Raw genomic sequence first — 12,340 nt, 5'->3', positions numbered from 1 at the left:
GTCAAGACAGTTGAAAAGTGTAAAGTAGGAGGCAACAATTATGCCAAGTGCAGATGTCTTGATTATTGGAAGTGGCGTTGCGGCGCTTCGTGTTGCGAAAGAGCTTTGTCACGAAAAGAATGTGATAATTATCACAAAAAAAACAGGACGTAATAACAATACACATTTAGCTCAAGGAGGAATTGCAGCAGCTGTTGCTACATATGACGATCCGAGTGGGCATTTTGAAGATACATTAGTGGCAGGTTGCCATTATAACAACGAAGAAGCAGTTCGTTATTTAGTTGAAGAGGGGCCGAAAGAAATAAGTAAGCTTATTACAAATGGAATGAAATTTGATGGAGATGAAAAAGGGCTCCACCTTGGTAAAGAAGGAGCGCATCGAAAACGGCGTATTTTACATGCGGGAGGAGATGCAACTGGTAAAAATTTATTAGAGCATTTAATACAAGAAGTAGTTCCGAACGTTACTGTCGTTGAGCATGAAATGGTGCTCGATTTTATTATAGAAAATAATAAATGCATAGGAGCTTTAACGCGAAATAGTGAAGGGAAGCTGAAGCGTTACTATGCTGATAATACGGTGTTAGCATCAGGAGGAATTGGTGGTTTGTACGCCTTTACGTCGAATGATGAGACAATTACAGGCGATGGACTTGCGATGATATATCGAGCTGGAGGAGAACTTGTTGATTTAGAATTTGTACAATTTCATCCGACAATGTTATATGTGGACGGGCGATGTTGTGGTCTCGTTTCTGAAGCAGTCCGTGGTGAAGGAGCTGTCCTTATAAATGCAAAAGGACAGCGTTTTATGGTGGGTATACATCCTGGGAAAGATCTCGCACCGCGTGATGTAGTGGCAAGGGCTATTCATGAACAACTTCTTGCGGGTGAAACAGTGTATTTAAACATCGAAACTATTCAAAACTTTGAACAACGTTTTCCGACCGTCTCATCATTATGTAAAAAGAATGGCGTTGATTTAAAAGGGAACCTTATTCCGGTCGTGCCTGGTGCTCATTTTCATATGGGCGGCGTGAAGACGAATTGTAACGGAGAGACGTCCATTTCAAACTTATATGCAGTCGGTGAAGTGGCGTGTAATGGGGTTCATGGTGCGAACAGATTGGCGAGTAATTCATTATTAGAAGGTCTTGTGTTTGGAGGACGAATAGGAAAACACATTTTAGCTAGACCAGCAGAGGAAAGAAAAAATGTGCTGGAAGAGAGAGGGAAAAGTTTTATATCTCTTAATGATTTACCGTTGAAAGAAGAAATACAAGAATACATGATGAAGCATGTTGGGATTGTGCGAACTGAGAAAAATTTATTATATGCTCAGAGATGGTTTAGTAGGTACGGTGTGCGAAATATGATATTACAATATGATGCACTTACAAATGAAGAGATAACGCTAATTAATATGTTAACAGTTTGTGAGCTTATAACAGTATCAGCTTTGCAAAGAGAAGACAGTATTGGTGGTCATTATCGCATTGATTATCCAGAAAAAAATAGCGTGAAAAAAGAGATTATTCGAGTGAGAAGAAAATTACAACTTGTTTAATAAGGGGAAGAGGGGTTTTATGAATACGTTAAAAGTTAAGGAAGCATTAAATCGATTTTTTCTAGAAGATATAGGAGAAAGGGATGTAACATCACAGCTTATCTTTCCCGATAATGCACTTGCGAAAGGAACTTTTCTTGTAAAGGATACAGGGGTCTTTGCAGGGCGCTTAGTAATTGAAGAAGGATTTAAATTAATTGATCAGAGAATTGAAGTTGAACTTCATAAAAAAGATGGGGATCTTGTAGAAAAAGGCGAAAAAATTGCAACCGTGCAAGGCCCAATCGCATCATTATTAACGGCAGAGCGCGTTATATTAAACGTTATCCAGCGTATGAGCGGGATAGCGACGATGACACGTAAGGCGGTTTTTGCTTTAGATAGCAGTCATACACGCATTTGTGATACGAGAAAAACGATGCCGGGACTACGTATGTTTGATAAATATGCGGTAGTATGCGGGGGCGGATTTAACCACAGATTCGGTTTATATGATGGTGTCATGATTAAAGACAATCATATTGCTTTTGCTGGCTCGATTACAAAAGCTGTTACATCGGTGAAAGAAAGATTGGGACATATGGTGAAAGTAGAAGTCGAAACAGAGACAGAGGCGCAAGTGAGAGAAGCGATAGAGGCCGGCGCAGATGTTATTATGTTCGATAATCGTACGCCAGAAGAGGTTCGTGAGTTTTCAAAAATTGTACCAAGTGCCATCGTTACGGAGGCTTCAGGTGGTATTACAATTGAAGAATTATCAAAATATGGAAAAACAGGGGTAGATTATATTTCACTTGGAGCGTTAACACATTCAGTGAAAGCACTTGATATTAGTTTTAATATTGAGGCCTAATGAGAGTGGTTTAGAGGGGGAGAATCATAAATGGGTATTTTAGAGAAAGTTCAGCCAATCGAAGTGATGTTACCAAAGCGCTATCAAACGATGTCTACATTAGAGATGGAAGAGCGTGTCCGTGAAATTAAAGAAAAAATGGGGGCATTACTATTTATTCCAGGACATCATTATCAAAAAGATGAAGTTGTACAATTTTCAGATTCAGCAGGGGACTCGCTTCAGCTTGCACAAGTTGCAGCGAGTAACAAAGAAGCGAAATATATTGTGTTTTGTGGTGTGCACTTTATGGCAGAAACGGCAGATATGTTAACGACAGATGAACAAGTTGTCATCTTACCAGATATGCGCGCAGGTTGTTCAATGGCAGATATGGCAGATATTGAACAAACAGAAAGAGCATGGAAAGAGCTCACGAAGTTATTTGGAGATACGATGATTCCGTTAACGTATGTAAACTCTACAGCTGCGATCAAAGCGTTTTGTGGTCGTAACGGAGGAGCAACAGTAACCTCTTCTAATGCAAAACAAATGGTGTCTTGGGCGTTTACACAAAAAGAGCGTCTCGTCTTTTTACCAGACCAACATTTAGGAAGAAATACAGCGTATGATTTAGGTATTCCGTTAGAAAAAATGGCAGTGTGGAACCCGCATACAGATTCATTAGAGTACGATGGAGATATAGAAGAAATTCAAGTGATTTTATGGAAAGGCCATTGTTCTGTTCATCAAAATTTCACTGTGAAAAATATTGAAAATGTGCGAAAAAATCATCCGGATATGAATATTATTGTTCACCCTGAATGTTGTTATGAAGTTGTTGCTGCTTCCGATTATGCAGGATCAACGAAATATATCATTGATATGATTGAAGCTGCTCCAGCGGGAAGTAAGTGGGCGATTGGTACAGAGATGAATTTAGTGAACCGAATTATTCAGCAACATCCTGATAAAGAAATTATTTCACTAAATCCGTTTATGTGTCCTTGTTTAACAATGAACCGAATTGATTTACCTCACCTGTTATGGGCACTTGAGAACATAGAAAGAGGAGAACAAATTAACGTTATTCGTGTGGAGAAACAAGTAACAGAAGAGGCAGTTCTTGCATTAAATCGTATGTTAGAGCGCGTTTAAAGCAGCGGGATTTCCGTTGCTTTTTTTCGTACATATAATCATAACAAGAATGAAATAGGCATACATTGTGTTGAGGAAATCATTGTGATTTTTTTATCCCGCTATTTGTGGGCAGTGAAACTCCGGCCTCAAAATTCGGCTGGAGCAAAGAAGTTAGGTGGGAGATCAACTGCCCGTAAACGCCCGATTGGTGAGGGCTGATTAAAGTTTCACTTTATGCTTATTCCACTTCAAACCATATTGTATGAAGTGATAAAAGTAAAATGAAATTAAATTCTTTTAGAAAGTGTTACTTCGAAGTGTTTTTACTTATAGATAAGTTATACAGGAGGGGGAAAATTTGAAAATTCATATCGTGCAAAAAGGGGATACCCTTTGGAAAATTGCCAAAAAGTACGGAGTGGATTTTGAGACGCTAAAAAAAACAAATACACAGCTTAGTAATCCAGACCTTATTATGCCAGGAATGAAAATTAAAGTACCATCAAACGGCGTTCATGTGAAACAACAGGCTGGAGCAGGTTCTACGCCTCCAAAACAATATGTAAAAGAGGTGCAACAAAAAGAGTTTGCATCAACACCAACTCCACTTGGAATAGAAGATGAAGATGAAATTACGTATCAATCAGCACCTATTACACAGCAACCAGCTATGCAACAAACGCAAAAAGAAATGCAGGTAAAACCGCAAAAAGAAATGCAGGTGAAGCCGCAAAAAGAAATGCAAGTGAAACCACAAAAAGAAGTACAGGTGCAGCCACAGCCACAAAAAGAAGTACAAAAAGAGAAACCAGTTGAAAAACCGTCAGTCACTCAAAAGCCACCTGTTGTAGAGAAAGTAGAAAAACCAAAACCGACTACGAAAGAAAATACTAAGTTTTCCATTAATGTATTACCACAGCCGCCACAACCGCCGATTAAACCGAAAAAAGAATATAAAATTTCAGATGTAATAAAAAAGGGAAGCGAGTTAATTGCTCCTCAAATTAATAAAATGAAACCTAACAACGTCATTTCTCCGCAAACGAAAAAAGAAAATATAGGAAATGTCTCACCGCAGGTGAAGAAAGAAAATGTAGGGAATATAGTGTCACCGCAGGTGAAGAAAGAAAATGTAGGGAATATAGTGTCACCGCAGGTGAAGAAAGAAAATGTAGGGAATATAGTGTCACCGCAAGTGAAAAAAGAAAATGTAGGGAATATAGTGTCGCCGCAAGTGAAGAAAGAGAATGTAGGGAATATAGTGTCGCCGCAAGTGAAGAAAGAGAATGTAGGGAATATAGTGTCACCGCAAGTGAAGAAAGAGAATGTAGGGAATATAGTGTCACCGCAAGTGAAGAAAGAGAATGTAGGGAATATAGTGTTACCGCAAGTGAAGAAAGAGAATGTAGGGAACATAGTCTCACCAAACGTATCAAAAGAAAGTGTTATTATCCCGCAAGTAATACCGCCTAATATTCAAGTGCCAAACATAATGCCAATAATGGATAACAATCAACCACCAAATATAATGCCAATAATGGATAACAATCAACCACCAAATATAATGCCGATAATGGATAACAACCAAATGCCAAATATAATGCCAATAATGGATAACAATCAACCACCAAATATAATGCCGATAATGGATAACAACCAAATGCCAAATATAATGCCAATAATGGATAATAACCAAATGCCAAATATGATGCCGATAATGGATAACAACCAAATGCCAAACATGATGCCAATAATGGATAACAACCAAATGCCAAATATGATGCCGATAATGGATAACAACCAAATGCCAAATATGATGCCGATAATGGATAACAACCAAATGCCAAATATGATGCCGATAATGGATAACAACCAAATGCCAAACATGATGCCAATAATGGATAACAACCAAATGCCAAACATGATGCCAATAATGGATAACAATCAAATGCCAAATATGATGCCGATAATGGATAACAACCAAATGCCAAACATGATGCCAATAATGGATAACAATCAAATGCCAAATATGATGCCGATAATGGATAACAACCAAATGCCAAATATGATGCCGATAATGGATAACAACCAAATGCCAAATATGATGCCGATAATGGATAACAATCAACCGCCAAATATGATGCCATATCAAATGCCGTATCAACAGCCAATGATGCCGCCATATCCGCATTATCAGCAACAAAATCCATACAATCAAATGCCGCCGCAATATACTTCTATGCCAAATCCAAATATGATGCCAATGGATAATAATATACCACCACTCGTGCAAGGGGAAGAAGATTGTGGATGCGGAGGAGAGAGTAGGTTATATAGTCCGCAACCGGGTGGACCACAATACGCCAATCCTTTGTATTATCAACCGACTCAGCCAGCATATGCACCGCAGCCAGGAACGATGTATTATCAACCGGACCCACCAAATGTATTTGGAGAACCAGTTTCAGAAGAAGAGGACGAAGAGGAAGTTTAAAAAAGGTGGGGTTATTCCCACCTTTTTTGTATTCGTGATAGTCAGGAATATGGTGAATTTACATTAAGTGCTAGAAAATTCCTAGTGAAATATTAACAGTGTAAAAACCCTCTCGGTTACTCATCATAAGGGGGAGCTTTTCGAAAGAGAAGTTCATTCTAACAAGGGGGGTTTTTGTATTGAATACGAAAGTGAAAATTATTGCTGCTTCTTTGTTAGTTACCAGTGCATTAGCTGCATGTGGTACACCAAAAGATAATAATGCGATGGATGGACGTAACTATAATTACGAGCGTACATCTTATAATGATACACAGCCATATCGTGATAATGTAACGCGTAACGATCGTTCTACAGATTATGTAACATATAGAAACGGTCGTAACGATACAGGATATAATAATTATTACCGTGATGTAAATTACAATGGGCAAATTGCTAATCCGCACCCAACTCGTAATATTACAATGAACAATTCATACATTAACAATGATGGTAAAACTGCGGAGAAAATTACGAATCGTGTAAAACGTATGAATAACGTAGATCGAGTTTCTACAGTTGTATATGGAAACGATGTAGCGATTGCGGTAAAACCACGTAATCCAGCGACGAATGAAACAACGATGGCGAACGAAATTCGTCAAGCTGTTGCGGATGAAGTTGGAAATAGAAACGTATATGTTTCTGTAAGAAATGACATGTTTACTCGTGTTGATGCAATGAGTACACGTCTACGTAACGGTACAGTTACAAACGATTTTAATCGTGACATAACAAATATGTTCCGAGATATTCGTTACGGTCTGACTGGTACAGTACGATAACAAATCAAAGAGGAAGGGGATAGCCCTTCCTCTTTATTCATCTTCGTCTTGTAAACGACGTTTTTTAATGAGATAACTAACAGAATAAGAAGTTAAAAAACATACGAAGAGAATACTACCTGTAAGGATAGCTTCAAATAGAGGTCTTTCTGGACTGAAAATAAAATAAATAAGAGCCATAATTATCCCTAAAATAAGGGAGCGTAAAACGATTTTATAATAAGGTATCAGCTTCATTTCTTTTTCGCTTACTTCTACATCGATTGAAACACTTAGTTGTAAATAGTTAATTAAAATACCAGTAAACATAAACAATAACCATAATGGAGATTTTGTAATTTGATTAATTCCTTCAGTGAGTCCGATATAACCTAGAATTCCAATTATACCAATCGATTGAAATATAAAGGCAACACGTATGTTTTTTAACATTTGAAGTATGAGGCGCTCATCTTTAATTTTTTTCAAAGCATTCATCCCCTGTTTATATTTATAAAATTAATCGTAGCATATATGTTACATTAATCAATTTATAATTTACATAAATTTCAATTGGGTGAAAGAGGAAGAAAAATATATTTAGAAACATGTTGCGCTTCTATCTTATTAATGTTATATTAGCAAAGCGATGAGCTAATTTACGTAAGACGAGAGATATGCTTAAGTGCTAAACACGCGAATGTGGTCGCCTGGTCTCTCGCCGTAAACGCATCAAGACGCCTGCTTTGCAGGCGTCTTTCATTTTATATAAAAGTAAATGATATATGCAGATGAGGATTAACCCTTATCTGCATTTTTTATTTTTCTTAGAAATTTAATGCTATTGTTTATATGGATAAAACCCCCATTTCCGGAAAAACTACAAATGAAAGTTTGATCTTGCCTAAAAGAGGTGAACGGAAATGAAATGGATACTGATTGCAGTACAAGCTTTCGTGATGATGTTTTGTTTAGTTTGTGAAACGAATGTGAGGGCAGAAGGGCCAGTACCAGAAGTAACAGAGAAAGAACCTCAAGTTACAATTTTATTAGAGCGTATGTATGTTGATGGAGAAGTAAGTGAAGAAATATTTACAGAAAAAGTAGCGGATTTAGAAAAGTTTTTACAGCAATATAAAGAATGGCAACTTGTTGATCGTGATGATGTGCAAATCGTATTACAAAAGAAAGTTGATGATATTTCTCCTTTACTGAAAACGAGCGGTTATTTTGGTGTTTCAGAGGAAGGGATATTGCAAATTTTCAAAGGGGTACCGAAAAGTGATAACGCGATCCATTCCTTCTTTCAAATTGATATGAAAAAGCTTGAAAGTTATGAGCGTGCGGAATTGAAACGTGGTATTCGCATAAAATCAAAAGAAGGTTTTGTAAAGACAATCGAAAAAATGAAGCAGTATGCAGTGCAAAATAAGAAAAAAAGCAGCTCAGGGTGAGCTGCTTTTTTCTTATTTATTTTTAGCTAAAATTTCTTTTGCGATTTCATCAATTAGCATATCTTTTCCGATTGGGTTGAATGCTTTCGTATTGAAGGCTTCGTTCGATACTTCATATACGTGATTATTTTTTACTGCTTTATTATCTTTCCAAACGGCGCTGTTTTTATAGTCTTCGTATACTTTATCAGCTTCTCCGCCGAAGTTTACAACGAACATTTGGTCAGGCTGGAATGCAACAAGGCCTTCTAGTGATACTTGTGCCATCGTTTGTTTTAAATCTGTACCTTTTGTTGCTGGAAGTTTTAAATCGTTAAAGAGTATGTCACCATATCCGAAGCTACCGTATACACGGAAGTTTTGTGGTGTTACTGCAACGAACATAAAGTTCTCATCTTTAGTTTTTTCTTTAATTTTCTTAGATAAAGAGTCAGCCTTTTTATCGTAGTCTGCAATCCATTTGTCAGCTTTCTTCTCTTCGTCAAATAGCTTACCTACTTCTTTAAACTTACCGCGCCAGTCTTCTAAGTTTGTTTCTAGAACAACTGTCGGTGCAACCTTTTCTAATTGATCATAAATTTTTAATTGACGGTTATTTAAAATAATTAAGTCTGGTTTTAGAGCAGTAACAGCTTCTAAATCAACTTTAGGTGCCCAGTACCAACCTACTGCTTTTACTCCGTCTAGCTTTTCTGTTAAATGATTTTGGATTTTATCTTTATATGTGTTTGCTGTACCAACAGGTTTATGACCAAGAAGTAATAACTCTTCTGTTGATCCAGATAAGTCAACAATTCTCTTTGGATTTACTGGAATTGTTGCTTCCCCTTTAGCGTGTTTTACAACTTTTGTTTTCGGTTGTTCTTTTGCTTTTGATTCTTCTTTTTGAGAAGAACAGCCAACAATAGAAAGAACAACTAGCATAATAGTAAATAAAATAAATAGCCTTTGTTTCATCATGATGTAACCCCTTTAATTAATATTGATAATCATTATTGACTCCTGTATAGTAATGTTCTTTTTGTCTTTATGTCAATAGAAAAAAACGGAAATTGTAAACAGGGAACATTTGTTGGGGTAGTCTCGCTTTTCTATTGTTAAATATGTTAAAATGGAATACATGATTTAAGAGGGAGAGATCGTATTTTGTTTGAATATGTTACAGGTTACGTGGAGTATGTAGGACCGGAATATGTCGTAATTGACCATAATGGAATTGGTTATCAAATTTTCACACCGAATCCGTATGTATTTCAAAGAAGTAAGCAAGAAATCCGTGTCTATACATATCATTATGTGAGAGAAGATATTATGGCACTTTACGGGTTTAAAACACGTGAAGAGCGTTTATTATTTACAAAGTTGTTAGGTGTGTCTGGCATTGGGCCAAAAGGCGCTCTTGCAATTTTAGCTTCTGGTCAAACAGGACAGGTCGTTCAAGCGATTGAACATGAAGATGAGAAGTTTTTAGTGAAATTCCCGGGCGTCGGAAAGAAAACAGCGCGCCAAATGATTTTAGATTTAAAAGGAAAACTAGCAGATGTCGTGCCAGATGCATTTGTTGATCTGTTCTCAGATGTTGAAAGCTTTGATCAGAAGAAAGGCTCATCAACTGAGCTTGATGAGGCGCTTGAAGCACTAAGAGCACTTGGTTACGCGGAGAGAGAAGTTTCTCGCGTTGTACCAGAATTATTAAAAGAATCACTTACAACGGATCAGTATATCAAAAAGGCACTTAGTCTTTTACTAAATGGTAAGAGGTGAGTATAATGGACGAACGTCTCCTTTCAGGGGAATCTGCATATGAAGATTCGGATTTAGAGTATTCATTACGGCCACAGACGCTCCGTCAGTATATTGGCCAAGATAAAGCGAAACATAATTTAGAAGTGTTTATTGAAGCGGCGAAAATGCGTGAAGAAACGTTAGATCACGTGCTTTTATATGGACCACCTGGACTTGGTAAAACGACGCTTGCGAATATTATTGCCAATGAAATGGGTGTTAACATTCGAACAACGTCAGGTCCCGCAATTGAAAGACCAGGAGATTTAGCGGCTGTATTAACAGCACTTCAGCCTGGGGATGTATTATTTATTGATGAAATTCATCGTTTGCATAGATCTATTGAAGAAGTGTTATACCCAGCGATGGAAGACTTTTGCCTTGATATCGTTATTGGGAAAGGACCGTCAGCTCGCTCTGTACGTCTAGACTTACCTCCATTTACGCTAGTTGGGGCAACGACGCGTGCAGGTGCATTATCAGCACCACTTCGTGACCGTTTTGGTGTACTTTCACGATTAGAGTACTATACAGTAGATCAGCTTTCTGCGATTGTAGAACGTACAGCAGAAGTGTTTGAAGTTGAAATAGATTCGTTAGCTGCATTAGAAATTGCAAGACGTGCCCGTGGTACACCTCGTATTGCGAATCGTCTATTACGACGTGTACGTGACTTCGCACAAGTTCGCAGTGACGGAACGATTGCGATGGAAATTACACAAATGGCGTTAGAACTATTGCAAGTAGATAAATTAGGACTTGATCATATCGATCATAAATTACTGCTTGGTATTATTGAAAAGTTCCGCGGTGGTCCAGTTGGATTAGAAACTGTTTCAGCAACGATTGGGGAAGAATCGCATACGATTGAAGATGTGTATGAGCCGTATTTATTACAAATTGGCTTTTTACAAAGAACGCCAAGAGGCCGGATTGTAACACCGCTCGCATATGAGCATTTCGGAATGGAGATGCCAAAAGTATGACGGAGATGCCAAAGCTGCTTATTACAGCTGGTATTTTGCTCATTGTTGTTGGATTAGCTTGGAAGTTCATAGGAAGGCTTCCAGGAGATATTTTTGTGAAAAAAGGTAACGTTACCTTTTATTTTCCTATCATTACATGTATTGTGTTAAGTATTGCATTATCTTTTATTATGTATATAATAAATCGATTCAAATAAGAAATAGGTGGATACAGTTATGGATATTAATCTGTTTGATTTTCATTTACCAGAAGAACTTATTGCACAAGTCCCGCTAGAGGAGCGTGAAACATCAAGATTAATGGTGTTAGACCGTGAAACAGGCGATATTGAGCATAAACATTTTACGGACATTCTTTCTTACTTACATGAGGGGGATTGCTTAGTTTTAAATGAAACGAAAGTTATGCCTGCTCGCTTGCACGGTGTGAAAGAAGATACAGGTGCGCACATTGAAGTGCTTCTTTTGAAACAAGAGGATGGCGATAAGTGGGAAACGCTTGTTAAGCCAGCGAAACGTGTAAAAGAAGGAACTGTAATTTCTTTTGGCGAAGGGAAATTAAAAGCAATTTGCACAGGAACTGCAGATCAAGGTGGACGTCAGCTTGAATTTTCATATGACGGCATCTTCTATGAAATTTTAGATGAACTTGGGGAAATGCCACTTCCTCCATATATTAAAGAGACACTGGAAGATCGCGATCGCTATCAAACAGTATATGCGAAAGAAATCGGTTCAGCAGCAGCACCGACGGCTGGACTTCACTTTACAGAAGAGTTACTCGAGAAATTGAAGCAAAAAGGCGTCGGGTTAGCATTCATTACACTCCATGTAGGGCTTGGAACATTTAGACCAGTTTCTGCAGATACAATTGAAGAGCACCATATGCACGCAGAATATTACCATATGTCTGAAGAGACTGCTGCGTTATTAAACCGTGTGAAAGAGAATGGCGGACGTATTATTACTGTAGGTACGACATCAACTCGTACGTTAGAAACGATTGCGACAGACCATAGTGGTAAGCTTTGCGCAGCTTCTGGCTGGACAGATATTTTTATGTACCCAGGATATGAATTTAAAGCAATTGATGGTTTAATTACAAACTTCCATTTGCCGAAATCAACATTAATTATGCTTGTAAGTGCATTTTCAAATAGAGATAATGTACTTCATGCTTATAATGAAGCAGTAAAAGAAAAATATCGTTTCTTTAGCTTCGGTGACGCAATGTTCGTTGCATCTCACGCTAAAACGAGAAACAAATAAAAGG

The 12,340-nt window shown here is 37.7% G+C and carries 11 protein-coding genes and 1 pseudogene; 10 read left to right on the top strand and 2 right to left on the bottom strand.

Annotated features, from left to right (window positions below; genetic code table 11):
• Positions 1 to 40: 40 nt before the first annotated feature.
• From nadB to QUF93_RS23260, 5 genes and pseudogenes are all read left to right on the top strand, one after another.
• Complete coding sequence (nadB, locus tag QUF93_RS23280) at positions 41 to 1,570, top strand: L-aspartate oxidase (protein ID WP_289360334.1); 1,530 nt, start codon at positions 41 to 43, stop codon at positions 1,568 to 1,570.
• A gap of 19 nt (positions 1,571 to 1,589) precedes the next feature.
• Entirely contained in the window at positions 1,590 to 2,423 is an 834-nt protein-coding gene (nadC, locus tag QUF93_RS23275; protein WP_289360333.1) for a carboxylating nicotinate-nucleotide diphosphorylase, read from the top strand.
• A gap of 30 nt (positions 2,424 to 2,453) precedes the next feature.
• The gene (nadA, locus tag QUF93_RS23270) at positions 2,454 to 3,560 is read left to right on the top strand and encodes a quinolinate synthase NadA (protein WP_289360332.1); all 1,107 of its coding nucleotides are present in this window, start codon (positions 2,454 to 2,456) and stop codon (positions 3,558 to 3,560) included.
• Positions 3,561 to 3,900: 340 nt separating this feature from the next.
• A pseudogene (gene safA, locus QUF93_RS29075) lies at positions 3,901 to 4,063 on the top strand (SafA/ExsA family spore coat assembly protein); the annotation flags it as partial.
• Positions 4,064 to 6,215: 2,152 nt separating this feature from the next.
• Positions 6,216 to 6,863, top strand: a complete 648-nt coding sequence (locus QUF93_RS23260; RefSeq protein WP_289360330.1) for a YhcN/YlaJ family sporulation lipoprotein — start codon at positions 6,216 to 6,218, stop codon at positions 6,861 to 6,863.
• Between the two features lie 33 nt (positions 6,864 to 6,896).
• Here QUF93_RS23260 and QUF93_RS23255 read toward each other — a convergent pair whose 3' ends face one another.
• Positions 6,897 to 7,331, bottom strand: coding sequence for a branched-chain amino acid ABC transporter substrate-binding protein (locus tag QUF93_RS23255; protein ID WP_289360329.1), 435 nt, complete (start codon positions 7,329 to 7,331; stop codon positions 6,897 to 6,899).
• A gap of 434 nt (positions 7,332 to 7,765) precedes the next feature.
• Between QUF93_RS23255 and QUF93_RS23250 the strand changes: the two genes are divergently transcribed.
• Entirely contained in the window at positions 7,766 to 8,296 is a 531-nt protein-coding gene (locus QUF93_RS23250) for a BofC C-terminal domain-containing protein (RefSeq protein ID WP_289360328.1), read from the top strand.
• Positions 8,297 to 8,308: 12 nt separating this feature from the next.
• Here QUF93_RS23250 and QUF93_RS23245 read toward each other — a convergent pair whose 3' ends face one another.
• The gene (locus QUF93_RS23245; RefSeq protein WP_289361009.1) at positions 8,309 to 9,253 is read right to left on the bottom strand and encodes an iron-hydroxamate ABC transporter substrate-binding protein; all 945 of its coding nucleotides are present in this window, start codon (positions 9,251 to 9,253) and stop codon (positions 8,309 to 8,311) included.
• Between the two features lie 189 nt (positions 9,254 to 9,442).
• Between QUF93_RS23245 and ruvA the strand changes: the two genes are divergently transcribed.
• From ruvA to queA, 4 genes are read left to right on the top strand one after another with little or no spacing between them, the layout of a single operon-like run.
• On the top strand, positions 9,443 to 10,060 hold the full coding sequence (ruvA, locus tag QUF93_RS23240) for a Holliday junction DNA helicase RuvA (RefSeq protein ID WP_002122732.1): 618 nt from the start codon (positions 9,443 to 9,445) through the stop codon (positions 10,058 to 10,060).
• Positions 10,061 to 10,065: 5 nt separating this feature from the next.
• The gene (gene ruvB, locus QUF93_RS23235; RefSeq protein ID WP_088060094.1) at positions 10,066 to 11,067 is read left to right on the top strand and encodes a Holliday junction branch migration DNA helicase RuvB; all 1,002 of its coding nucleotides are present in this window, start codon (positions 10,066 to 10,068) and stop codon (positions 11,065 to 11,067) included.
• The gene (locus QUF93_RS23230; RefSeq protein WP_000138161.1) at positions 11,064 to 11,264 is read left to right on the top strand and encodes a DUF2905 domain-containing protein; all 201 of its coding nucleotides are present in this window, start codon (positions 11,064 to 11,066) and stop codon (positions 11,262 to 11,264) included. Before ruvB ends, QUF93_RS23230 begins: the two co-directional genes overlap by 4 nt.
• Before the next feature lie 19 nt (positions 11,265 to 11,283).
• Positions 11,284 to 12,336, top strand: a complete 1,053-nt coding sequence (gene queA, locus QUF93_RS23225; protein ID WP_289360327.1) for a tRNA preQ1(34) S-adenosylmethionine ribosyltransferase-isomerase QueA — start codon at positions 11,284 to 11,286, stop codon at positions 12,334 to 12,336.
• Positions 12,337 to 12,340: the final 4 nt, after the last annotated feature.

The sequence above is a fragment of the Bacillus hominis genome (assembly GCF_030348325.1).
Lineage (GTDB): Bacteria > Bacillota > Bacilli > Bacillales > Bacillaceae_G > Bacillus_A > Bacillus_A hominis.
The sequence above is the reverse complement of the archived record's forward strand: the minus strand, read 5'-3'. Positions and strand labels throughout refer to the sequence as shown.